The sequence below is a fragment of the Streptomyces sp. NPDC006265 genome (assembly GCF_040613555.1).
Lineage (GTDB): Bacteria > Actinomycetota > Actinomycetes > Streptomycetales > Streptomycetaceae > Streptomyces.
In genome coordinates, this window is the sequence record NZ_JBEXSH010000030.1 from 1 (window position 1) to 23,202 (window position 23,202).

At 68.9% G+C, this 23,202-nt stretch carries 21 protein-coding genes; 11 read left to right on the top strand and 10 right to left on the bottom strand.

Going from position 1 to position 23,202, the window contains the following annotated elements; genetic code table 11:
* The first annotated feature begins 168 nt into the window (after positions 1-168).
* The 3 genes from ABZ281_RS04970 to ABZ281_RS04980 all read left to right on the top strand — a co-directional run bounded on the left by ABZ281_RS04970 (position 169) and on the right by ABZ281_RS04980 (position 4,886).
* Positions 169-2,136, top strand: coding sequence for a Helicase associated domain protein (locus tag ABZ281_RS04970; protein WP_356652175.1), 1,968 nt, complete (start codon positions 169-171; stop codon positions 2,134-2,136).
* Between the two features lie 518 nt (positions 2,137-2,654).
* Positions 2,655-4,133 carry a cutinase family protein gene (locus ABZ281_RS04975; RefSeq protein WP_356652177.1) on the top strand — a complete coding sequence of 493 codons (1,479 nt, stop codon included), beginning with the start codon at positions 2,655-2,657 and terminating at the stop codon, positions 4,131-4,133.
* Between the two features lie 321 nt (positions 4,134-4,454).
* Positions 4,455-4,886, top strand: coding sequence for a hypothetical protein (locus ABZ281_RS04980; protein WP_356652179.1), 432 nt, complete (start codon positions 4,455-4,457; stop codon positions 4,884-4,886).
* Positions 4,887-4,902: 16 nt separating this feature from the next.
* Here the strand turns inward: ABZ281_RS04980 and ABZ281_RS04985 are convergent, their stop codons facing one another.
* Positions 4,903-5,160, bottom strand: coding sequence for a hypothetical protein (locus tag ABZ281_RS04985; RefSeq protein ID WP_356652181.1), 258 nt, complete (start codon positions 5,158-5,160; stop codon positions 4,903-4,905).
* A gap of 772 nt (positions 5,161-5,932) precedes the next feature.
* On the opposite strand from ABZ281_RS04985, the gene ABZ281_RS04990 reads away from it, so the two are divergent.
* Positions 5,933-6,889, top strand: coding sequence for an ATP-dependent DNA ligase (locus tag ABZ281_RS04990; RefSeq protein WP_356652215.1), 957 nt, complete (start codon positions 5,933-5,935; stop codon positions 6,887-6,889).
* Positions 6,890-7,683: 794 nt separating this feature from the next.
* Here the strand turns inward: ABZ281_RS04990 and ABZ281_RS04995 are convergent.
* Positions 7,684-9,087, bottom strand: a complete 1,404-nt coding sequence (locus ABZ281_RS04995) for a hypothetical protein (RefSeq protein ID WP_356652183.1) — start codon at positions 9,085-9,087, stop codon at positions 7,684-7,686.
* Between the two features lie 207 nt (positions 9,088-9,294).
* Here ABZ281_RS04995 and ABZ281_RS05000 point away from each other — a divergent pair, with 207 nt between their 5' ends.
* The gene (locus ABZ281_RS05000) at positions 9,295-9,540 is read left to right on the top strand and encodes a hypothetical protein (protein ID WP_356652185.1); all 246 of its coding nucleotides are present in this window, start codon (positions 9,295-9,297) and stop codon (positions 9,538-9,540) included.
* 4 nt (positions 9,541-9,544) lie between these two features.
* Here ABZ281_RS05000 and ABZ281_RS05005 read toward each other — a convergent pair whose 3' ends face one another.
* Positions 9,545-9,730 (bottom strand): hypothetical protein, encoded by a 186-nt coding sequence (locus ABZ281_RS05005; protein ID WP_356652187.1) that lies wholly within the window; start codon positions 9,728-9,730, stop codon positions 9,545-9,547.
* 54 nt (positions 9,731-9,784) lie between these two features.
* Here ABZ281_RS05005 and ABZ281_RS05010 point away from each other — a divergent pair, with 54 nt between their 5' ends.
* On the top strand, positions 9,785-10,780 hold the full coding sequence (locus ABZ281_RS05010; protein ID WP_356652189.1) for a hypothetical protein: 996 nt from the start codon (positions 9,785-9,787) through the stop codon (positions 10,778-10,780).
* Between the two features lie 221 nt (positions 10,781-11,001).
* Entirely contained in the window at positions 11,002-11,427 is a 426-nt protein-coding gene (locus ABZ281_RS05015; RefSeq protein ID WP_356652191.1) for a hypothetical protein, read from the top strand.
* Between the two features lie 92 nt (positions 11,428-11,519).
* Here the strand turns inward: ABZ281_RS05015 and ABZ281_RS05020 are convergent, their stop codons facing one another.
* The 3 genes from ABZ281_RS05020 to ABZ281_RS05030 form a co-directional block, all read right to left on the bottom strand.
* The gene (locus ABZ281_RS05020; protein WP_356652193.1) at positions 11,520-12,479 is read right to left on the bottom strand and encodes a hypothetical protein; all 960 of its coding nucleotides are present in this window, start codon (positions 12,477-12,479) and stop codon (positions 11,520-11,522) included.
* Between the two features lie 258 nt (positions 12,480-12,737).
* Entirely contained in the window at positions 12,738-13,241 is a 504-nt protein-coding gene (locus ABZ281_RS05025) for a hypothetical protein (protein ID WP_356652195.1), read from the bottom strand.
* 184 nt (positions 13,242-13,425) lie between these two features.
* Complete coding sequence (locus ABZ281_RS05030) at positions 13,426-14,844, bottom strand: replication-relaxation family protein (RefSeq protein ID WP_356652197.1); 1,419 nt, start codon at positions 14,842-14,844, stop codon at positions 13,426-13,428.
* Between ABZ281_RS05030 and ABZ281_RS05035 the strand changes: the two genes are divergently transcribed.
* A complete protein-coding gene (locus tag ABZ281_RS05035) occupies positions 14,813-15,286 on the top strand; it encodes a hypothetical protein (protein ID WP_356652199.1) in 474 nt (157 codons plus the stop codon). The two genes, ABZ281_RS05030 and ABZ281_RS05035, sit on opposite strands and share 32 nt — an antisense overlap.
* A gap of 94 nt (positions 15,287-15,380) precedes the next feature.
* On the top strand, positions 15,381-15,854 hold the full coding sequence (locus ABZ281_RS05040) for a hypothetical protein (RefSeq protein WP_356652201.1): 474 nt from the start codon (positions 15,381-15,383) through the stop codon (positions 15,852-15,854).
* Positions 15,855-16,415: 561 nt separating this feature from the next.
* Here ABZ281_RS05040 and ABZ281_RS05045 read toward each other — a convergent pair.
* The 3 genes from ABZ281_RS05045 to ABZ281_RS05055 all read right to left on the bottom strand — a co-directional run bounded on the left by ABZ281_RS05045 (position 16,416) and on the right by ABZ281_RS05055 (position 19,656).
* A complete protein-coding gene (locus ABZ281_RS05045) occupies positions 16,416-16,763 on the bottom strand; it encodes a hypothetical protein (RefSeq protein ID WP_356652203.1) in 348 nt (115 codons plus the stop codon).
* Entirely contained in the window at positions 16,760-18,586 is a 1,827-nt protein-coding gene (mobF, locus tag ABZ281_RS05050; protein ID WP_356652206.1) for a MobF family relaxase, read from the bottom strand. The genes ABZ281_RS05045 and mobF overlap by 4 nt, the downstream gene beginning before the upstream one ends.
* Positions 18,587-18,741: 155 nt before the next feature.
* Entirely contained in the window at positions 18,742-19,656 is a 915-nt protein-coding gene (locus ABZ281_RS05055) for a hypothetical protein (protein ID WP_356652208.1), read from the bottom strand.
* A 470-nt stretch (positions 19,657-20,126) separates the two neighbouring features.
* On the opposite strand from ABZ281_RS05055, the gene ABZ281_RS05060 reads away from it, so the two are divergent.
* Both ABZ281_RS05060 and ABZ281_RS05065 read left to right on the top strand, forming a co-directional pair.
* Positions 20,127-21,275 (top strand): ParA family protein, encoded by a 1,149-nt coding sequence (locus ABZ281_RS05060; protein WP_356652210.1) that lies wholly within the window; start codon positions 20,127-20,129, stop codon positions 21,273-21,275.
* Complete coding sequence (locus ABZ281_RS05065; protein WP_356652211.1) at positions 21,272-22,360, top strand: ParB/RepB/Spo0J family partition protein; 1,089 nt, start codon at positions 21,272-21,274, stop codon at positions 22,358-22,360. Before ABZ281_RS05060 ends, ABZ281_RS05065 begins: the two co-directional genes overlap by 4 nt.
* Before the next feature lie 241 nt (positions 22,361-22,601).
* On the opposite strand, the gene ABZ281_RS05070 is transcribed toward ABZ281_RS05065, so the two are convergent.
* On the bottom strand, positions 22,602-23,039 hold the full coding sequence (locus tag ABZ281_RS05070; protein WP_356652213.1) for a hypothetical protein: 438 nt from the start codon (positions 23,037-23,039) through the stop codon (positions 22,602-22,604).
* Positions 23,040-23,202 lie beyond the last annotated feature (163 nt).

Consider the following 23,202-nt stretch of genomic DNA (forward strand, 5'->3'; position numbering starts at 1 on the left):
GACAGCGGACCTGCCCGCAACTACCCCCATAACCAGGCACCCAGCACCCCCTCCCGCTGACACCCACCCAATGCCACCACCGCGCCCGCTCACACCGCCACCCCGCGCATCCTCGCCGCGGCCCGGCCGCAGAAGGGCGCGGACGGCCAGGAGGCGGAGATCGCGACCATGGCCGACGACCCGGAGGGCACCTACGGCGCATGGCTCGCAGAGCTTGGCCTGAGCGAGGCGATCGAGCGCGAAATCCTCGCCGGCTTCGAGATCGACGTCCTGGAGATCCGCGACCCCTCGCCCGTTCTCGGGGAGTCGGAGGAGGCGCGGCGGGGCCGGCGCCTGGCGCTCCTGCAGACCGCTCTCCTGGAGCACGCTGCCGCGTACAACCTGCGTACGGTCATGACGTTCCACCAGAAGGTCGAGGAAGCCGCCGCGTTCGCAGAGAAGATGCCCGAGACGGCCGCGGAGCTGTATATGAACGACGCCTCGGATGAGGACCTGGCCGCTGCGGACAAGCTGCCGAAGTCCTCGATCGACGCGGAGTTCTACGAACTCGAGGCCGGCCGCCACGTACCCCCGGACCGGGTCTGGTCGGCGTGGCTGTGCGGCGACCACCTCGTGTCCGAACGGCGCGAGGTGCTGCGGCAGTTCGCAGGCGGCATCGACGCGGCCGGCCGCCGGGTCCACCGCGCCTTCCTCGCCAGCGTTCGCGTGCTCGGGGAAGGCGTCGACATCACCGGCGAACGGGGAGTCGAGGCCGTCTGCTTCGCCGACACCCGCGGCTCCCAGGTGGAGATCGTGCAGAACATCGGCCGCGCGCTGAGGCTCAACAAGGACGGCTCCACCAAGGTCGCCAGGATCATCGTGCCGGTGTTCCTGGAGCCCGGCGAGGACCCGCAGGACATGGTCGCCAGCGCCTCGTTCCGCCCCCTTGTGGCGGTTCTCCAGGGCCTGCGTTCGCATGACGAACGTCTGGTCGAACAGCTCGCTTCCCGGGCGCTCACGAGCGGCAAGCGCAAGGTCCACGTCCGGCGAGACGAGGACGGGCAGATCGTCGGGGCCGGCGGCGCGAGCGACGGCGAGGACCAGGAGGACGACGACACGCAGGCCGCCGCCGAAGCCGCCCTGCTCCACTTCTCCAGTCCGCGCGACGCGGCGACCATCGCGGCGTTCCTGCGCACCCGGGTCTACCGGCCTGAGTCCCTGGTGTGGCTGGAGGGCTACCAGGCCCTGCTGCGCTGGCGGAAGGAGAACGAGATCACCGGCCTCTACGCCGTTCCCTACGACGTCGAGGTGGAAGTGGGGGTCACGAAGGACTTTCCGCTTGGCCGCTGGGTCCACCAGCAGAGGAAGGCGCTGCGGGCCGGGGAGTTGGAGGAGCGGCGTAAGACCCTGTTGGACGCCCCGGAGGCGGGGATGGTGTGGGAGCCGGGCGAGGAGGCGTGGGAGAACAAGCTCGCCGCGCTCCGGTCCTACCGGCGGGCCATGGGGCACCTCGCTCCGCGTCAGGACGCGGTGTGGGGCGAGGGCGAGGCGATGGTGCCGGTCGGGCAGCATCTCGCGAATCTGCGCCGGAAGGGCGGCCTGGGCAAGGACCCGGAGCGGGCGGCACAGCGCGCCAAGCAGCTGGCCGCGATCGACCCGGACTGGGACTGTCCGTGGCCGCTGGACTGGCAACGGCACTACCGCGTCCTCGCGGACCTCGTCGACGCCGACGGCCACCTGCCGGCCATCGAACCCGGAGTGCTGTTCGACGGCGACGACCTGGGCAAGTGGCTTCAGCGGCAGAAGAACCCGGGTACCTGGGCGCAGTTGTCGACCGAGCAGCGCGAGCGGCTGACCGCGCTGGGTATCAAGGCTGAGGCCCCGTCTCCCGCCCCAGCGGCTGCTCGCGCGAACGGCCCGAGCAAAGCTCGGCAGGCGTTCCAGCGGGGCCTGGCAGCCCTCGCGCAGTGGGTGGAGCGGGAAGGCGCCGACCGGCCGGTGCCAAGGGGGCACAACGAAGAGATCGCGATCGACGGCGAAGCAGAGCCGGTGGTCGTGAAGCTGGGAGTATGGATTTCGAACACAAGATCGAGGCGGGATAAGCTCACCCAAGAACAGTTGGACGCCCTGCGGGAGTTGGGCGTTGGATGGATGTAGAGGCGGGCGTTTAGGGGCTGGCCGTGACTTCCTGCGGCTGGCCCCTTCTTCATGCCGTGGCAGTCGGCGCGGAATCGTCCAGCGCAAGAAGCCCCTCAATAGCGCCGAAAACAGGGCCGCAGTCACTCGCCGAAGGTCTTCGGCCTGAAGCCGTGGGCGGGGATTTGAGCGAGCCAAGGGCGTAACGCGGAGCGTGTCCCACTCTCGTGTCTCAGGCCAGCGACTGACGGCCGGGCCGAAGCTCAACGCGTGTAACAGCACGCTGTGAATTCCACTGGAGTGCGCTGATGAATCGCCCATCCGGTGTAACAGCAGGGGCCTTGCCCGCCAGAGGCTGCCTAACGTCACGGTCTAGTGGGGGAGCCAATCCACCGAAAGAGGATGGTATGCGCCGAATATCGGCTCGCCGTTCCGCTCCCGGAGCGGGTGGCACCGTGCCACGAATACGGGCAGCACGTCCCAAGCCCTTGGGGCACCGAATGACCAGAGCTGGTCTGACGACCTTCATCGCAGCATCCGTGGTGCTCACTCAAAGCGCCTTCGCCCCGAAGGTCGTGCCTGAGCCCCCCGATGCTTCCCAGGCGACTAAGGCGATCCCCGGCACTGACACCCTGCTGCAATGCACGCCTTGGGCCCTCATCGGAGTCCGCGGCGTCGTCGGACCGAAGGTCGCTGGCGCTGTTCCCGGCACCCTTCAAGAGTTCGCCTTCGGCGGCGTCCCCGACATCAAAGACAAGTCAGTGCACTTCCTGAGGAGCGCTGCAATCCCGCAAATCCGCGACACTCTCCGGGAGGCAGAGGGACCGGCGACCCTTGGTGGATCGGGCAACCTCTCGATCGGATGGGTGGATTACAACCCGTCAAAGTTCGCCAAGGCATTCCTGGACGACAAGGTACTGGACCTGGTCGACCAGGCCGAGGGGGGCGCGGAGCCTAAGGAATACCTGCCTGCAGACATCGTCACGACCGAGAAGGAGGGTGCTGCGGCGGCCGCTGCCCAAATCGCTGCGCAAGCCAGAGAGTGCCCAAACCAGCGCTTCATCCTTGCCGGGTACTCCGAGGGAGCGTGGGTACTTGGCGACGCGTTGCAGTACGCGGCGATTCAGGGTGCTGAGCCAGCACTCAAGCCGTACTACGGTCGGATCGATGAAGTGCTGCTCTTCGGAGATCCGATGTTCGACAGTCGTCACGACGCAGCGCGCAGGCCAGCGGGCCAGTCAGAGGGACCGAAAGCCGTCGGCATTGCGGCGTACGTCCTGGGCCCCCGTAAGGACTACGTGCCGCCTGAGCTGAAAGATCGCGTGCAGTCGTACTGCTGGGGAAGCCCAGGGACCGTCGACCCTGTCTGCGCAGCGCCTGTGAACACGAAGCGCAAGACCCCCGGTGTCACGCCCAAGGAGTGGGCTCGCGCAATGCGCAACTGCGCCGTAAGACGAGAGTTCACATACCTTGTCTCGGCAAACGAGATCGAGCCCGGACCCGCCTTTACCGCAAATGCGGAATGCGGGCACACGAAGTACACAGGCGGCTACTCCAGCACGTACTCAGCGACCAAGCTGCACGAAAGGCTTGGTGCGACCACCACGATCAGCTCAACTCACGGCTGGCAGAGCACTGGGCTGCACCTGACAGAGGGGCAGAAGGCGACGATCACCTACGTCTCCGGGAACTGGACGGTTGACACTGACCTCGCGCCAGACCTCGGCCGCATCGGGCCCCAGGGCTACAACCACGATGCAGAAAGCGTCATCCTCCCGGGTTGCAAGCTCGTCGGTAGTGCCCCGTATGGCTCACTCGTGGGCGCCGTCGGAAGCTCCCCGTCCAGCACTGGAACTCCATCCCCGGTGACCTTCCATGAACAAGATGGCCGACTCGAAGATGGCGTCTTCGAGGCCCACTCGAGCGGGGAGCTTTTCCTCCGCATCAACGACCAGGACCGCTGTCTCGGCGACAATGACGGCGAAGTCAGCGTCAAGGTGACGATCACTGGCAGTTAATGTCGTCACCATCCTGTGGCCTCGGCCGTGCATCATGGCCGAGGCCACAGGCTATCCGGTGGGATCTCATTCCAACGCTCTACAGATCCGACAGACCGGGTGGGGCATGGGGCTGCCCGGTCTCAAGAATTCTCGATGCGGCCGCGACCAGCTCCCGCCCTCCACCCGAACGGTGGCGTGCGGTACGGCGGCCCGTGTCGTTGGCCCGGTATGACGACGCAGGCCGCTACAGGCACCGAGGTAGCCCCCGACCGCAGGTTCTGTGCCGCGCGGCTGCGGCTCCTTCCCCGTGAGACCGCGTACGTGCAGGAGACACCTGGCATGTCCCTGTTCTGGGAAGAGATGACCATCGACCCGCCGCACTCTCCGGAGCGGTGCCCTCGAGGGCGCAACGACCACTTCGCGACCTGTTACGACGAGATGCTCACCCCGGAAGTGCGCTCCACCCTGGTGTGCACGCTGGAGCCAGGCCATGAGGATGCTCACGCGGCGGAGATCGGGATCAGTGATGAGGGCATGTGTGATCAGGACATGTGGATGTCCTGGCGGGCCGGAGTCCCGGGTGCCCGGCAGATCCATCAACCGGGCACCTGCAACTGGGCTGTAGGGGAGAGGGGAGTCCATCCGTGTCTCCTCTTCGATCGCCATCCGGGAATGCACCTCGGGCAGGGCATCGGGCTGGTGGACGACGAAGGTCTGAACCGCCACGGTGAGCGCCCCTACGACGACACCTACAGCCAACGGGGGCAATGAGCGTGCCGGCGGCTGCCTACTCCGGGCCGGGGTCGCGCAGCGGGTTGCGGTGACCGCAGTCCCAGCACTTCACGCTCTCGGGGAGGTTCTCGAATCGCGTGCCGGAGACGCCGAAGGAGCCGTCGATGCGGAAGCCTCCGCAGCCCTGGCACGGTGTGGCGTGGAAGGGCTTGTCGCAGCGGAAGCAGGTGCCTTCCGCGCTGGTCTGGTCGAGGCGGGTAACTCGGGTGTCTGCGCTGCCACATCGCACGCAGAACGCTTCTTGGGTCTTCATGAGTCTGGTGTACATCAGGTTCGCGGCATCGTTCCCCCTGCTCCGATCCGGGGGCGTTGCTGGCGGTCGCAAAGCGCGTGACGCCGCAGTCGTGCCGGGGCCCCGGGGGATGCTCAACGACGCATTCCGCTGTACCGGCCATGCGCTGCCCGATGCGGCTCAGTGCTGATGGTGGTCGCGCTTGGACAGGTAGAGGGGACTGAGCCGGCGCCAGTAGCCGTGCACGAGGTCTTCAGCCTCCTGCACCACCCTCTGAGCGCATGGCGCATCCGTCGGCAGGCGTTGCTCAGCCTGAGCCACGGTGGAGCCCGTGCGCCGGACCTCCCTCAGCGCCCTCCAGCGGGGTACCGCAGCAGTGCGCGGCCTTCCACTTCGGCCCGTCAGGCACCAGCGCACGAACAGCATCGCGGCCACCACCGACAATGCGCTGGCTGCATAGACCTCATGACCGGCCACTGGCCCCTCCTGCCGGACACCCGTACGGACCGTGCCGGATTCATGTGCCCCGGTATCGCATCACCAACGTCACCACTGGGCTAAGAAACCCTCACACGCCATCGCCGTGCGGGGATGGGGCCGCCACTCAGGCGGCCAGCGGCACGCTCGCCGGGCCTGCGCGACCCGGCCCGGCACGCCGTAAGGGGCAGCATCGTCGAGGTTCCCCTCACGCCCGTCCACGGGCCCGACCAAGACCGGTCCGGTCACCAGTCACCCGGGCGGCCGATGGCCTGAGTGGAAGGCATGGGGCGTGACGTGGACGCTGCCGGAGCCGATGCTGGCTACCCCCGTGCCCGTGCCTGCGCTACGGCCGGGCTGGGCGGGCGAGCCGAAGTGGGACGGGTACCGGGCCCTGGTCTCCGTCGATGCGGGCCGGGTGGTGCTGCGCTCCAGGCGCGGCACCGAGATGGCGGCCTCGTTTCCGGAGATCGTGGCCGGGGCCGTGCAACTACCGGATGCGACCGCGCTGGACGGCGAGCTGGTCGTATGGGATGCCGCGGGCCGCCTCGCGTTCGAGCGGTTGCAGAACCGGCTTGCCCGGCGCGGTGCCGGTGCGGCCCGGGCGGCGCAGGAGTGGCCGGCCCACTTCGTCGCGTTCGATCTGCTGCGGCTGTCCGGGACGGACACCACCAGGTGGCCGTACCGGCGACGCAGGGCCGCGCTGGAGTCGATGTTCGCCGCGCGGAGGTTGTCGGCGCCCTGGACGCTGTGCCCGTCGACTACCGAGGCCGATGTCGTGCGCGAGTGGCTGACTTGGGCGTCGGTCGGGATGGAGGGAGTGGTCTTCAAGAGGCTGGACGACGCCTACCGCCCGTCGGCGAGGGGCTGGCAGAAATACAAGGTCCGCGAGACCACCGAGGCGATCGTCGGCGCGATCACCGGCTCTCTGGCCGTTCCCCGCACGCTGCTGCTCGGCAGGTACGACGACCACGGACGCCTACAGTACGTCAGCCGCACCACCACCCTCGCCCAAGCGGCAGGTGCGGCGGTCGCCAGCCTGCTCGCTGCGGGGCGGCGCGGTCATCCGTGGACAGGCTGGTCGTTCTCCGCCGGGTGGGGCAGTCAGGAGAAGCTGAACGTCACGCTGGTGGAACCCGAGCTGGTGGTGGAAGTCGGCGTCGACGTCGCCCGCGACGCCTCCGGCCGGTGGCGGCATCCCACCCGCTGGCACCGTGCGCGCCCTGACCTCTCCCCTGCCGACGTTCCCCGCCTGACGTCACCGCCGCGCTGACGTCGGCCGGGCGCGGAGGCCCCGCCGACGCGCAACACGAAGAGCGCGCCCCGATCCCCGGCTGCGTCCGCGCCGCCCATCCCGCCCCTCCCTCATCCTCAACTCCAGCCAGGGCATGGTCGAAGGGGGTCGCAACGGGGATGTCAGCACCCCGACCACGCTCGTACACCCGTGGTGACCTGGGCGGACTTCGGGGCCCTGTGGAGGCTCGCGCAACATCTACCGCAACATCTACCGCAACACTTGGGCGCAACCTCTACCGCAACACCTAGCGCAACACCGGGCCTTATGAGGTGGAGCGGCGGGCAGGCGGGCTGGTCACGGTGTCGCCCTGCGATCCGGTGCCCACGATCTGGAGCCGGTCGCGCGCACGACCAGGTCCAGGACGTCGTCCAGGGCGAGCCGCAGTTCGCGTCCGTCCTGCGACGCGGCACGGGTCGGGGAGTCCAGGATCGCACCGCGCTGCGACCGGTGCGAGCCGCCCGTGGGAGACCGCGGGGCCGGCCGCGCGCAGCCCGACGCGTACGGCGTGGGCGCTGGCCCCGCCTTCCGCAAGCATCGCTGTCGCCAGGTCGTGCTCGTACTCATCGGGCTGCCAGGCGTGGGTTTCCAGATCGCTGCGCAGTTCAGTCAGCACCGCCAGCACCTCGTCGAGGGTTGCTATGCATTGGACCGCACTCGGCGGGGTGAACGCACCATGCACCGCACTGACCAGCCGTGGTCGGGGCTGGATGCGGCACGGCCGGGCCCATGGTCGCCCCGACCGTAAGGCATGCGCTACTTCCTGCCCTCAACTATTCATACTCGCTGTCCTGTGGCGGTGTTGTGCTGAAGAAAGCTCGCAAGGGCTCGTCGATGGTGTGTTCGCGGTCGGTGCCGTCGGCCGCGGCGTCCAGGCGCGGTGCGAGGTCTTCATGGTCATTGGGAGTGAGGACGAGCCAGCGCAGGACGATCTGCCGCACGAGAAGTCTGAGATTGTGAAGGTCGGTCAGCTTTTCGCTCTCGTCCTGGTCTTTGAGCACGTCTCCGTGTACGTACCTGGAGCGGGCGCGGTACGCCGTCTGCACCCTGATTTCGACGCGGTCACGCAGGGCCGGGGTGGGGAACATGGCGGATGCGCGGGACCGGATTCTCTCACTGATGCCTTCAGCATGATCGTCGTTAGGGCTGGCCATTAGGGCCTCCAGCGCAATGACGTAGTCCAGATGCAGCTCGTCAGCCTCTTGCTCCCACACGCTGTAGTCGCTGCGGGTGCGCTGATAGGCCTGCAGCAGGTGCCGGGCAGCTCGCTCCAGGCGCCGAGCCCGCTGCTTGGGCACCTTCCGACTGCTGACGGCTCCGACCATGACGGCATCGATCTTTGCTGTCACGGCGGTGCAGAAGGCCCGCAATCGCGGGATCTCAGCCGGGGTGATGTAGAAGCCGCCCCACTCGCGAACTTCGACCTCCTCCTGCCTCCCATGGCGGTCCTCGTAGATCTGGAAGGTAGTGGGCACGCGGTTTGGGTGCAGGTCGAAGTCACGACCGCGTGCGACGTCGAACACCGCGTCCACGTGCAGAAGTTCAGGGCTCCACAGAATCAGCGGCAGCAGAGCCCTCCAGTGCTGGGCTTCGGGCCGCGGGCCGGTGAAGTCGAACCAGCGCCCGCCACTGCGGTCGGAGGCACGGTCAGGGTCCGGGGCGTGAATGAACGGTGCCCCGGCCAAGAGCTTGAGGTCGAGCCCGCCCGGCTTGAGGCCGTAGAGGGCGGGCATAGGGCCCAACTGCCGGAGTTCCTCGGCTGTGAAGGCCTGCAGTGTGTAGCGGCCCAGCTCGATCCGTGCCCCCTCGGGGAGGTCGCCACTCAGGAGCAGCCAGTTCTCCATGGCTGGCGCAGGCGCTGTGCAGAACGCGACGAAGCTGTCCGCAACGTCTTCCACCGGCACCTTCACCCCCTGGGCGACAAGACGGGTTGCGTCGCCCAATCCCGATGCGCTCAGAAGTGAGGACCACCGCGGCAGCCAGTCGCCGTCGACCTTGCCGTAGAGATCACGGTGATCCGATATCGACGCCGCCCAGACCACCGCATTGCTCAGGGCTTCCCATTCCGGCAGCGCCGCAAGCGCTACATCGGTGATGGCCCGGGGTTCATAGGACAGGTTGCGCGCCTGCTCAAGCCAGGTAAGGACGGCCTGGCGCAGCTGGGAGGTGTCTTCCATGCGGCACGAAAGTAGCGCACTTCCCCGCCCGCAGGTTCCCAATTACCAGGCCCCCAGCACTGGCTTGAGCCGCTGCTCTCAAAGCTCTCCGCTTTGGTGGAGGTGAAAGAGAAGGAGCACGAACACGGGTTATCCACAGGCCCGAACACAGTCGGCCGTTCCTTCGTACGCTGCTGCCCGAGTCGATCACACGGGGGGGGGTGCGGGATGCGGTACGGCGTGGTGGTGGAGGAGCTCGCGGTGGAGGTCATGGCGCAGCTGCCGGACGACCAGGCCCGGCGGGAGGTGATGGCGCTTGTGGAGGTCGCGCGGATGGATCCGCAGGCCTGGCCCGATGTCCGTGACCCGGGCTCCGTGGAGGAGATCCGGGAGGCGTTCGGACGGCGCTGCTGGATCCAGTACCTGCCGCACGCCGGCGCGATCGAGGTCCGTGACATCGGCTGGGCGGGCTGATTCGTCAGCGGCGGCGGAGTTCCTCGGACCAGTGCCGCAGTTGGTCTTCGAGGGTCAGGTTGTCGCCGCGGGCCACGGTCTGCAGCAGCTGGGCGCACACGGTCGCTTCGGCGGCGAGGCCGGCCGGGCTTCCCAGGACATCGCCGGCGGACTGCGCATTCCCGGTGCCCTCCTGAAGGTTGCTGCGCAACCCTGGGAGGACACCGCTGTCCTCAGCACGGAGTCCCAGCATGGAGATGACCCGATGAAACGCCGCAACCTGCTGCGCGGCGCGCTGGCCGCTGGCCTCACCGCTCCGGCCCTCGCCGCCCTCACCGCCGCCCGGGCCGACGTCGACCAGACCCTCTCCCCCGACATGCCCCAGGATTTGGCCGACCTGGAGGCCGCTGCCGAAAGTTATGGGTACGGCTACCACGGACAGCAGCCCACCCGCGTCCTGGCCGACCTGGTCACCGACTTCACGACCCTGCGCCCGCTGCTCACCGTCCCGCAGTCCGCCCCGGTACGGGCGCGGCTGTGCCGTACGGCCGGGCAGATGGCCGGGATGACCGCGATCGTCTTACACGACCTGGGCAGCCGCCGGGAGTCCCGCGCCTGGTTCGCCACCGCCGCCCGGGCCGCCGCCGAATCCGGCGACGACCAGCTGCACGCCTGGGTCCTCGCCCGCGAGGCGATGGTTCCGCTCAACTACGGCGCCCCGAAGGCGGCAGCCGACCTCGCCGAACGGGCCCGTCACGTTGCCGGGCACCGGCCGACCGCCGCGGCGACGCTGGCGGCCGCGGTCGCCGCCCGGGCCTACGCCCTCAACCACCAGAGCGAGCAGGCCCGCGCCGCGCTCGAGGCCGCCGACGCCCTCATGGACCAGCTCCCTGAGTCCGAGCGGTCGGACACGTGGCTGACGTACGGCGAGCAGAAGCACCACGTCCACCTCAGCCACGCGTTCACCACGCTCGGGGACACCCGCCTCGCCCACGTCAGCCAGGAGCGCGCCCTGGAGCTGTCCGCGCCGACCAGCACCATGACGCGCACCCTGCTGAACATCGACGCGGCGGCGTGGTCCCACCACGACGGCGACACCGAGCAGGCATGCCGCCGTACGGTCGCCGCCCTGACCGGACTGCCCCCGGACTACCGCACCGGCCTGGTCCGCCGCCGCGCCCTGGACCTGTACGAGGCGATCCCCGCCCAGCACCACCACGAGCGCGCCGTACGCGACTTGTGGGATGTCCTGGCTGCCTGAACCCGTGACCACACGTCGAGGGACCGCTGTGCGTGGCACGTCCTGTCACTTCGGACACGCCCGCCCCAGGCGCAGCAGATTGGGTGCGGACCAGCGTGGTCGGCTTCATGGTCGGGTCCCAGACGCCTTGCGTGGAAGCACGCCCCCTTGTGGTCGGCGTCGGCTATACCGGGATGGATCCGATCACCTCGCCCGCTGTAGTCGAAGGAGTCCACTGCCTCATGACCGACGCCGCGAACGCCGCCTCCGCCAGCCGCGCCAACCGTGTGATCACGATCGTCGCCCTCGTCATCGGTCTCGCCTTCACCGGCTTATGGACCTTCATCTCCGTCCCTCAGCTCATGGACTTCATCGGCGACCGGGACATCACCGCGCCGCTGTTCCTGGCCATCGCCGTCCTTGCCGGTCCCGCCCTGTTCTGGTCCTTCATCGGTCTCGGCTTCGGCATGAGCGCGCTGGGCTGGGCTGCCGGGCTCGCCATCACCGGCATCTTCATCAGCCTCACCTACGGGTCCCTCGCCGCCGCTTCCGACGGCCACGGCTTCACCTACTGGCTGTTCCTCACCATGCTCGTCGCCTGCAACATCGGTGCCTTCTGCGTGACTCCCTATGTCCTCGTCCGCGGCACAGTCGGGCGCCGCCGTTGACCCGTCGCGTGCTCGTTGGCGCCTGGGCGGATGTGGCCGGAGAACCTCGGAGGGCTGACCCACGCGTCGCGGCGCGGGCCAGCCCTCCCGGGTCAGTTCCTGCCGACGGGACGGGCGTCCAGCGCCATACGCAGGCGCCCCGCGATGGACTGGTACCGGAGGACGAAGTTGGGGTCCTGCAGTTGGTCGGGTTCGGGCAGCTGCTTGTGCGGGAGGGGCCGACGCCCGGCGAGCGACCAGCCCAAGGGGCGCAGTCCAGCGCGGTTCATGTCCCGGTCGACGCCCGCCAGGTAGTCCGCGTCGACGGGCAACTCCCAGTTCGACTGCCAGATCACCCCGTCCAGGGCGATGGGGAGGTGCGGGGATCCGAAGAGGAAGCCCAGACAGCGCTCGCGCAGAACCGCCGCGCTCTGCTCGGGGCTCAGCGGGACGCCCTTCTCTTCACCTCCGGGGCCAGGGAGCACGGTCCTGCAGTCGGTGTCCGGGAAGATGTCGATCTCACCGAGAACGACGTGCGCCGTCGCGATCTCCCGGTCGGGGTAGGACCAGTACTTCGGCACGAGGACGACCACGTCGTAGGCGTCGATGGCATCGGCCACCGCCGCCGCGAGCGGGCTGCGGTCGGTGCGGGGCAAGCCGCGGTCACTCTCCTGTGCGGAGTGGCGGACCTGCCACATGCAGGTGTGGCGGGTCAGGAGGCCGGGGCCGTCCGGCGAGGCCCACAGCGTGCTGGTCGTCGGCTCCGGCGGGGTGGCCGGCTCGATCTCCTTCTTGCGGCGGCCCCGGCTGCGACGCGCGCCGCTCATGCTCAAGCGCCAGTAGTCCTCGGCTTCCTCGAGGAGCAGCACCCGCTGTCCGTTGTACGCCCAGGCCGCCGCGATCCCGCCGACCAGGTAGTACAGGTTGCCCGAGCGCTCCGCCAGGAACCGCAGGACATGAGGTGCGTGCGGCGCATCGCCGGCCCCCGCGCGGCGCAGGGCCTTGGTGTACTTGGCCCCGCTCCGGCTCGCCCTGCGTGCGGACTGCGCGGCGGTGGACTGGTTCTTCGGCATGACGTACTCCTTGGCCGGTCCGGGCCACGCCCCCGACACCGGCTCGTACGACTGCCGTGGACACGACGGAACGCAGAACGGGAAGGAGCGGGCCCCGCAGGACCTTGACCCCCGCGTCCGGCGGCGTGGCTCCGGAAGCGGGCGGTGATCGGCAGTACGCACTAGCCGGGCAGGATGCTAACCGGCGTAGCCGCACCGGCCGAAGCCACAAGCCGCCGTTTCCCTCGAACGGGCGAGGTCTGCGGTCGGCTGTGTCGCTCAGGCGTGCCCGGCCTCCGCCCCCCACAGCGGGCGGGCGTTCCCGGTCCCGCCGCAGTGGAAGCAGCGGCCCGAGCGGACAGTTCCCGGCGTGCCGATGGTGTCGGCGGCGTCCAGCAGGAGCCGGGTGAGGCCGGTCAGGTGGTCCTTGTGCAGGGCGAGGTCGTGGCGCCTGCCCACCATGATGTCCAGGGCGACGTCGGGGCCGAGGGTCCGGGCGTCCCAGCTGATGCCGCGCGTGGCGGTGGAGATCATGTCGTGCAGGTCGCTGGTGGTCTGCGTCCCGGTCAGCTGTATCCGCGACGCGAGGACGATGTCCGGTGCCTGGACGAAGGACAGGACGCCCGCCGGCGGGACGAACGGCTCGAGACCGACGACAGGATCGCGGTGCGTACTGCGCAGCCGGGCCAGCGCGTTCCACATGTAGGCGCCTGGGCCGTACTGCCAGGCAGCCGCGGCCGCGATGTCCTGGTGCTTGTCCTGCCTGCTGCGCCTGATACTCACGGGTCTCCTCAGCTGGTGGTTGCGCCGACGTCTCCTTGGTACGCCGGGGCCGGGGCGCAGTGCGTGCCTGGAGCCCGGTCGTCCCGCGCGGTGGCACGGGGACTTCGGTGCCCGTTCCGCCCGCCGGGCCGGACGCCGGGCAGCCCCCTTCGCCGCAGGGGCGCTCCCGGCGTCACCTGCGGCGTCAGCGGCCGGCGGGCTCGGGATAGCGCTCGCGGCGCCGGTCCGGATCGTCGACACCGATCTCGTACCAGGGCTCGCCGCGCTGCAGCCGGGGCAGGGTGTTCACCCACACCGCGACGGTGATGCCCTTCACGTCGGCGGTGAGCGCCTGACGGCGGTTGTCGAGCAGGTGCTCCTCCATGCCCGCCAGGACGACGTGCAGCCGAGGGAAGCACTCGGAGCGGGTATAGCGGTGGCGCTGCCAGAACGGGAACGTGCGGCCGTTGGTGCCGCGCGCTCCTTCCCAGACGCGGTGTCCGGCGTAGCGCTCGTAGTCCCAGACCTCCTTGGCGAGCCGGGCCTGGGACATGGTGCCGTTGTCGAGCTCGAAGAGGCGCACCTCGCTGGTCTTGGTCGGCACGGCGAGGACAGCGTCGGTGTTGAAGCTCAGGCCGGTCTCCCTGATGGCGTGGTTCACCTCCACCTGCCAGTCGGTCAGGCACTCGCGGTCGCCGGACAGGACCGTGTCGGTGTAGGCGAGGATCATCTCCGTCACCGCGACACCGTGCGGACCGAGCCGGGCTCGAACGGCCTTCGCTCCGGTGCCGGCCTTCGGGCGCAGCGGCAGCTCATTGCCTTCGGCCAGAGCCTTCTGCCCCGCCACCGTCAGGTTCCAGATCTGGTGCTTGCCCACCTTGCCGTTCGTCTCCGCCAGTCCGAGCTCCGCCAGTTCCACCATCGCCCTGCGCACGTACGACCGGCCGTCCGACTCCTCCTTCGTGATCACCTGAGCCATCTGCTGCACCGTCGCTATCCGCACGCACCCCAGCAACCGCAGCGCATCGGCCCGCACCTTCCCGGCCGTGGGAGTGGACTTCTTCCCCTTCGCCGACGTCTCAGGGGAAGGGAGAGAGGTGTCGGCATGCCGGGAGGCACCCTGGCGGGCGGTGTGAGCTGCGGTGATGGGAACGACGTTGGAATCGTTCGCGGCACTGGACGCGGCACTGGATTCCGGGCCGCCCGGAGGCCGCTCAGCACCCCTTGTCCAAGTTGAGCACGGCTCGGGTTCGGGCTGCCGGGCGCTGCTGGTGTACGTCATGACGAGGCTCCTCACGCAGTGGCGCGGGACTCCGGACAGAATCCCGCCGTCACTTGCTAGAGGTGTGGCGAAAGCCGACGGTGTGACACTCCACCTGGCGCCGTTACCGAGCCGTGATCGTCGCGGACTGGCGTTGCGACGTAGTTGGCCAGTGCCTTGCGGCGTATCGCCAACGATTGAGCAGCGACCGCAACGGCGGGCGGAGATCTCTCCCCCGTCGGCGCCGGACTCTGTCCACAGGGCAACGCTCCGAGACTCGATCTTGAGGCTGCCGCGATCAGCGAGGCGGCCCGTCCGTGAGGAGTTCCCCATGCCCCAAACCCCCGCCGATGCACCGTTCATCCCGCTGACCAAGGACACAGTGGCGAGTGCCTTCAGCTACCTCCGGGCGGTCCAGGCCGGCGACGCCCAGACGGCCGCCAAGCTCGTCACCGCCGAACCGCAGATGTCCGCGTTCCTCGCAGGCATCGCCGAAGGGATCGTCGTCGCGGGCACCGCTCTGCCCGGCCCGGACGACGACGCGCCGACATGGGACTCCTTCACCCTGGAGACCCTCGGGAACGTCTTCCTGAGCGCCCTGCGCATCTGGCAGCAGGCCGGACCGGACGCCGCGCAGGGCATCGCCCAGACGATCATCGACTTCGTCACGGCGATCCTCTGCGAAGAGCACGACGACATCGCCGACGCCCTGAACACCTACGAGTCGTGCGCGAGGGGCCAGCTGCTCCTGGACGCGCGGGCCGCATCGACTGCGGCCTACCCGGTGGGCAACACAGCCGCGTAGCGCTCATCGCGGCGCGGCACCCCGCCGCCCCGTCAACCGTCGCGTCTTGAGGCCGTCGCGATCAGCGAGACGGCCCGTACATGAGGAGCCCCCCATGCCCGAGACCACCACCATGCCGCTCGCCCCGATGACCCCGCACGCGGCCATCAGCGCCTTCAACTACCTCCGGGCCGTCCAGGCCGACGACGTCGAAGCCGCCCGCGAGTTCGCCGGCGCCGAACCGCAGATGCCCGAACTGCTCGTCGACGTCGCGACGCGGATCGTCGTCCCGGTCACGGCGATCCGCGCAATGCACGGCATCGACCCGGAGCCGGTCGACGACTCCTTCGCCTTGGAGGCCCTCGGACGCGTCTTCGTGTCCTCCCTGCGCATCTGGGCGCAGGCCGGGCCGGACACGGCGGAGGGTGTCGCTCGCGCGGTCATCGACTTCGTCGTGCAGTTCTTCACCGAGGACCACGAGGACGTCGCCGATGTCCTGCGGCAGCTGGAGGCCGTCGGCGTGGGCCAGGCCCTCGATGCGCACCCCGCACCGGCTGGTGCGCACCCGGTGCGCCACACCTCCGCGTAGTGCGCACCACCCGATGACGGTGGTGCGCACCGCGCGCATCGGGTGCGCACTATCGCCGGACGGTGCACCGCGCCGCGCCGCGCGCACCTCCGCACATTGGTGCGCGCCATCGGTCCCGCCGCACCGCACCGGGCACGCGCCACGGGCGGGCTCCCATATCACACACCCCCTTGGCCGCGACCTGATCGGCGGCCAGGACCGGGGCTGACAAGGGGAAACGTGCCGGTAGCGAACCTGGTCTAGGAACGACGCGCGCCCTCCGAAACCTGGTCAAGGGGTCCGTCGGCGGCGCGCGCACCGATGCGGTGCGTGACATCGGATGCGGCGCACCGGGCACGCGCGAGAGTGCCGGGCGTCGTCGGTGGTGCGCACCGGGTGCGGTCGCGGACATCGAGGTGCGCACCAGAGTGGCGTCCATCGTCATCCGGTGCGCACCAGGGTGGAGTCCACTCGATGGAGCCCATCGGGTGGACTCCACTCGATGGGCTCCACCCGATGTCGTGCATCGCCACTGGATGCTGAACATCGTGCGCTCCACTCGGTGGACGATGCCCGGCATCGTCACCACAGCCAGGCGTTGGAGTGCCGCACCCGGGACAGAGCGCGGGCATCGCGGCGCGCGGCCGCGTTGCCGATCCGGTTCTGCCGGGGGCGGGGCCGGCGCGACTGCCCGGCGGCGAGGCGGCGCTTCCCGGCGTCCTGGAGCCGTCGCCGTTGCTTGCGCAGCTCCCGCTTCTTCTCCGCCTTCGACTTCGGCTTCCGGGGCCGCTTCCAGACCGGCTGCCACCCCAGGGGCTCATCGGGCTCGGGCTCCTGGTCCTCGTCGAGCGCGGCGGCCATCCTCGCGCGGGCCGCGTGGGCGCGGGCGAGTGCGTCCTCTGGGTTGGGCAGTTCTTCCGGGGTGCTCACTTGACTCCTCCTGTGGTCCGGCCCGGTGTGTGCTGGGCATCGGGCTGCTGGGTGTGCGGCGACGGGGCCGGCGCCGGGGCGGGCTGCGGACGGAGGCCGCGGGCGACTTCGCGTGCCCGCTTGCTGTCCTGGATCGTGGCGGCCAACTTCGCGGCGGCCTCGAAGGTCCGGCGGGACTGCTCCACCGTGTCGACGTCGACGCCGGTCTCCGGCTCCAGGAGGCGGCCGTCCTTCCGGCCGGTCTGGAACGGCCGCGGGTGCGACCTCGAGGCGGCGGGCACCGCGACGGCGTACGGCCGGGGGCGGGAGCCCGGGCGCTCCGCACGCCGCGCTGCGTTGACCCGGGCGGCCAGGGCACCAGCGGCGAGGCGGGCCCGCTCGTACGGGGGCGCGGTGCGCTTGCGGGTCAGCGGGCGCAGCACGGCCTGGTCCTCGATGTCGCGCGGGTACAGGGCGCGCAGGTCGGCGGTCATCATCCGTTGTCCGGCCGGGCGGGTGTAGTCCTCGACGACCGCTTGCACGATCTGTTCGTCCAGGCCGGGCTGGTGGGGTCGTCCGCGCAGGACGTAGGAGAGGTGGCGTCGGACTTCGGCAAGCAGGTGGTGGCGCTTGAACGCGCCGCGCATCACGTACACCACGGCGACGGCGTCAACGGCGGCCAGGGCCACGTCGACCACCGGCCGCACTCGCGCCCACACCGCCGCGGCCGCCGCTCGCGCTCGCTGGGCGAGCCGGTAGACGGTGCATGCGCCGAACGCCCGGATCGCTGAGTCGCGCCATCGCTCGCGCAGCTCGGTCAGCGACAGCAGTTCCGTGCGCTTGGGCGGGCGCGTCTGGTCGGCGGCCTGGCAGCCCAGCGCGTAGGCGGCCCGCTCCCCCGGCGCGTGCCCGTGCTTCTCTTCGTACTTGGCCGTAAGGACAGGCAGCGCGTCCTCGATCTGCTGGCGGCGGGTCGACTGCCAGCCGATGAGCCGCTGATCGATGCCCGCGATCTCCATCACAGGCCGGCGGCCGGGCGTCACCTCGCGCGGCTCCCACGCCCACCCGAGCCGGGCGGACACCTCCTCCATGAAGAAGAGGGTGTAAAGGGTGTCGGCCGCGACGATGTGGGCCAGCATCGAGTCCGCCGAAAGGTTGCCCCACGTCCCCTTGGCGTCCGGACGCCGGGCGCGGATCGACACCACCGCGTGATCGTGCAGAAGGGGCTTCGACTCGGCAGCTCTGGACTCGTAGTGCCGGAAGACCGCGATGATCAATCCGTCCTTGACCCGGGCGCGGTTCTTGCCGCCGCCTTTCCAGCGGATCTGTGCGACCGAGTCCTCCAGCCATGCCAGCGTCTTGTCCCGGGCGATGTCCTGGCACAGCTCCAGCACCGCGCGGGTCTCGTAGTCACCCAGCGCCCACGCGATGTGCGCCGTCGGCGGGGGCCGGAACGTCAGATCGAAGCCCAGCCAGGGGGTGCGCTTCTTGGCCTTGTCGGTCTTGGGCGAGCGGTTGTGCTCGATGGGTCTGCCCAGCACGGTCGCCCGCCGGGCCTGCGCTGGGCTCTTGCCCTCCGCCAGGAGCTCGCGCTCAATCCGGTCGGCGTCCGGGTGCCGGCCTTCCCCCAGGAGCAGTTCGGCCTGCCGCTCGGTCACCACATCCCCGGCCGTGAGGCCGACCGCGGCCAGGCCCCTGCCCTTCCAAATCCCGGGCGGGACACCGGCTTCGTCCTGGGCGGCGCGCAGCGACTTGCCCGAAGGGCGGTGGCCGTCGCCGACCATCACGCCGCGGAAGAGATAGCGCCACCCGTCACCCGGGCGAACCTCCGCTTTGCTGATCATCGACCCATGGAAACCCGGCGGTGACCTGCGAAAAAGCGCGATTCGGGGTCCTTCCCGCCGGGCGGGAGGCCATCACGAAGTCTTTACCGTGGCGCCCGCCAGGCGGGCCGCCACGTCAGCCGTGGACGGCAGCCGCCGCGCTGACGTACAAAGCCCTATCCCTGGAGAAATGTGGCAGGTACCCGAGGTGTCTGGACACCTGAAACGGACTGCCACGTCCTGATGAGGTCCGACACTGCTGTGTCGAGTCTGTCCGTGTCCCAGCCGTATTGGGCGAACAGGCGCTGGAAGACGGCGATTGCAGCCAGTGGTGCTCCCCCGCACCGCAGGGCTGTGTCTTTGGAGCTTGCTTGCATCCGTACCGCAGCGTCGCCGTGCGCGGGATCCACAAGTTGGTCGGTGCTCTCGAAGAACATGGTGATGCCGTGCTGCTGGCCGTGTGTCACAGCCGAGCCGAGTCGCCAGAAGAGCGGTCCGAGAACTGGTACTTCCGGTGCGATGATCTGCGCTGCGAGGGAGGTTGTGCGGGGCATCCGCTCGCCAAGAAATGGCGGGTTGTACTTGTCCCGTTCCCCCCGCACCTCGAAGTGGTGCGCTCGGGCGGCTTCGAGGATCAAGCGGATACGGTCCTTGGCGTGGTCCCGGATGGCTGTGGTCTCAGTCCCGTTCTCAAGCTGCGTCTGCTCTTTGAGGCTCTGCAGCCGGAGGTTCATGTAGCGGCGCACACGTTCCCGTTCACCGATCTCGGGCTCAAGAAGGAACCACGGGCCGATCGCGATGTCGAGGGCGGCTCGGGCGATAGTGTGCGAGGCCGTGATCCCTCCGGGTGACCTGAACAAGGTTGCCAGGCTGTCCAGGTGATCGAGCATGACGAACACGGATGACAGCGGGGTGATGTTGGCATCGCGTACCGGGTGAGCGCCCCAGGAACCGGCCAGCGTGTCTCGCTGGCACTCTCCGCTCGCTGGGGAGCCAGGCAGGAAGCCGTGGCTCGCTCCGTAGCTGTCGTCGAACGCGGCTCGCAGGCCTTCCAGTGAGCGGGCGAGCTCGGCCCACGGGTCTTGTCTCATGGTCCATGACGGTATGCGTGCGCCGATTGAGGCGCTGAGATTTTTGGCGCCGCACCGGCAGTGGGGGCGGACGACCGTCACCAGTGCCTTTCCGTGACGCCCGCCGTGGCGCCGCTGTCCCAGCAGCGAGCGACGCTCCCTAGCAATGGAGCGAGGCGATGTGAGCCCGCTATGAGAACGACTGGCGACGTCGTGCGAATACTGCGGACAGGCAGCCACCTATGCCACACCCACCGCGCCGTCCCGCACCAGGCAACTCCACCACCAACCAGCACACCCTCCCCTGTCGCTGGAGTCTGGAGTTGGGAGGGCTGCGTCAACACGCTCTGCAGCAGCGTCAATTCGGGTGTGCACCTGTCGCTGGCGGTTCCTCGATCCCCCAGCGGTGCGTCCCCTCCGCGAGCCTCAACAGGTGATGCGTGAGCTAGCTTCCCTCTCAGCGCGCGGCGTACCTAGTAAAGTTCGGCCGCATGAGCATCCCGAGCCCCAGAGGAGAACGAGAGAAGCTAATTACGGCTCTCGCTCCGAAGCTGCGCAGACACCTGAAGATCCGCGCCTTTGAGCACGGAATGGACATCCAGGACGCGACCGAGCACGCCATTAGGGCCTGGTACGAAGCCGATGATGTCCCCGAAGTCGACACAGAGGGAGCCAAAACCTGGGGGACGTTCCTCCCGGTCGGGGGCCCTGACGAGTTCAAGGCCGCCTGCTCGGAGCGCGGCATCACCTACGTGCAGGGGCTCGCGCAGGCGTTGACTCTGTGGCTCGACAACCATCCCTCCCCTACGACCCCATTGGTTTCGCAGCCGGTCGTGCGGGTCATAGTGGCCAACCAGAAGGGCGGCGTCGGCAAGACATTCATCTCCTCCGGCATTGCTCAGGCTCTCGCGGAGGCCGGCCATCGCGTCCTGATCATTGACTACGACCCTCAAGGGCACCTCACTGCCGAGCTCGGCTTCGAAGACCTCATGTATGAGGACGATGTCGAGACGCTGATGATGCACATGGACGGCACCGCGAAGGGCGACATCCACGACCTGCTGGTCGCCTTGGACCAGAAGCGCTTCGGTGAGCGGCTGCATCTGCTTCCTGCGTCCGACGACGCGTTCCTGCGGGACGTCGCCCTGTCCAAGGTGAGCTTCAGCGAGGCCGCCCTGGAACGCGCTCTAGAACCATTGGAAGAGGACTACGACGTCATCATCATCGACGGCCCGCCCAGCCTCGGTCTGAACATGGACACCGCCCTGTACTACGTGCGCCGCCGCGAAGGTGAACTCGCGGACCGATCAGGCGTCATCACCCCGGTCTGGGCCAACAAGGCGTCCCACCGTGCCTTCCGCCTGCTGAAGTCTCAGAAGGACGACTTGTGCAAGAAGGGTCGGATCCAGGTCGACTACCTGGGCCTGATCATCAACGCGTACGACAGCCGGCGCGGCAAGCTCGTGAAGGAGAACAAGGATGAGTGGGAGAAGAGCAGTTCCCCGCCTGTTCTGGCGGTGATCGGTGACCTGAAGGAAGGCCGCGAGGCCGCTGACGGCGAGATTCCGCTGCTTGAGTACGCACCGGACAGCGAACATGCGCAGGCGATGCGCGACCTGGCGAAGGAACTGGCGGTATGAGGAACACCAACAAGAAGGACGGCCAGCAGCGGGTCACGCGCGGCTTCAGCATTGATGAGAACGGGCCGGGCGGAGAACAGGAAGGACCGCGTCGCGTCCGGACTCGCTCACAGATCATGAACGGGGAAGGCAAGAGGCCCCCGGCCTCGGTGAAGCTGGCACTGCTGGCGCATAACCCGTTCAACCCGCGTGAAGAACTCACCAACCTCGAAGAGACCGCGGACTCGTTGCGAGCCAAGGGGCAGATCCAGCCGGTCACTGTGGCGCGGCGAGCTGCCTTCCTGACAGCGCATCCCGGGCAGGAAGAGGCGCTCGCTGAAGCCGAGTACGTCGTCATCGACGGCAACCGGCGTCTGGCTGCCGCTCGTCTGGCCGGCCTCGAAGAGCTGCGGATCGACGTCAATGACGACCTCGCAGCAAGCGCGGCGGACCTCCTGGAGTCCGCGCTGATCGCCAACATCCACCGCGAGGATGTGGCTCCCCTGGACCAGGCGAAGGCCATCCAGGATCTCGTGAAGGTACACGGGTCGCAGGGCGAGGTGGCCCGGAGACTGGGGAAGACACCGCCTTGGGTGTCTCAGCGTCTGGCCCTCTTGGAGCTCACCCCCGATCTCCAGGAACAGGTGGAGAAGGGTGAGTTGAAGGTGGAACCGGCTCGCCGGATCGGCCGGCTCCCCAAGGCGCAGCAGGCGGGCGAGGCGAAGAAGGCCATCGAGGCCGCGAAAGCCCCTCGCCAGCGGCGCAAGCCTGCGGTGGAGCAGACAAGCGAGGCCTCAACCGTTAACGCCGTTAATACCCCCGAGGGCGGGGCGCCGGCAGGCTCCTCCACACCGGCAACCGTTAACGCCGTTAATACCCAGGAGCCTCAGGCCTCTGAGAGCGCGGCGCAGCCCGAGGCCGAACAGCCGGGCCAGCTGCCGTACGACGATGCCCTCTCGATGGTTACCCACCTGCACTTGAAGATGGAACCGGCAGTGTTCGCTGACGGTGCTCGCGTGTGGCTGAGGATTCTGCGCGAGCAGCACCCTGAGGCCTACAGCGCGCTGCTCCAGGAACTGCCCCAGCAAGTGCAGCAACCGGCCTGAGTTCCTGAAACGCAAGAAGGCCCGTACGCCCCGCATCGGCAGGGCGTACGGGCCTTCTTGGTGTGGCGGGCGATCCTGAGCAGGGCGCCCATGTTGCGGGCAGTTCCCCGTGGTCGAGGTCGGGGCGTCCGGCGGTGTTTGCCGGTGCGGCGGGGCTGGCCTACACGACAGCAACTTTCGTCAGGGCGGGCACCCCTCGTTCGAGGTGGTCGAACGACTTGGAAACTATTGTTTCCGCCGCTTATGCCCGCGCCGCTGGCATTCGCTGGGTGAGTTCGACGGTGTTCTCCCAGGCATCGTGTGCGCATCGGATGAACGGGCCGACCAGATCCGGGGCCAGGATGCCGTGCAGGGCGAACATGATGTGCCATGCCTCCTGGCGGCCTTCCGCTTCCTCAAGCGGTCCCAGGTGGGTCCGCAGTTCGCGGGCGAAGCGGTCCGTGAACGACCGAGGGAAGGGCCAGTTGGCGTCCGGGCACTGGCCGGCAGCATCGGCGCGGAGCGCGGACTGGAGGAAGGTCGCGAAGTCCTCTTCGGAGAGGAGGCCGGCCATTGCGCGAGTCATGTAGACGGCCGCCGTGTACCGCGTGGGCTGGTTGCGGTCGTTCTTCGGGCCGAACCGTTCCCGCAGCAGGTCGGCGAGTTCGTCCGGGTACTCCATGAGGTTCCTTGTGTCCACGCAGACAGCAAAGCGATCCCCGCCCCGCCGGAGTTCGCGACTCGCCGCAGAGGCCGTGAAACGCAAAAAGGGCCGTGCCCACCGCAGCGAGGGGTACGACGGCAACACCGGCAGGGCCTGCGCCACGGGCCGCAGACGGTCCGCCGGTGACACAGGAACAACC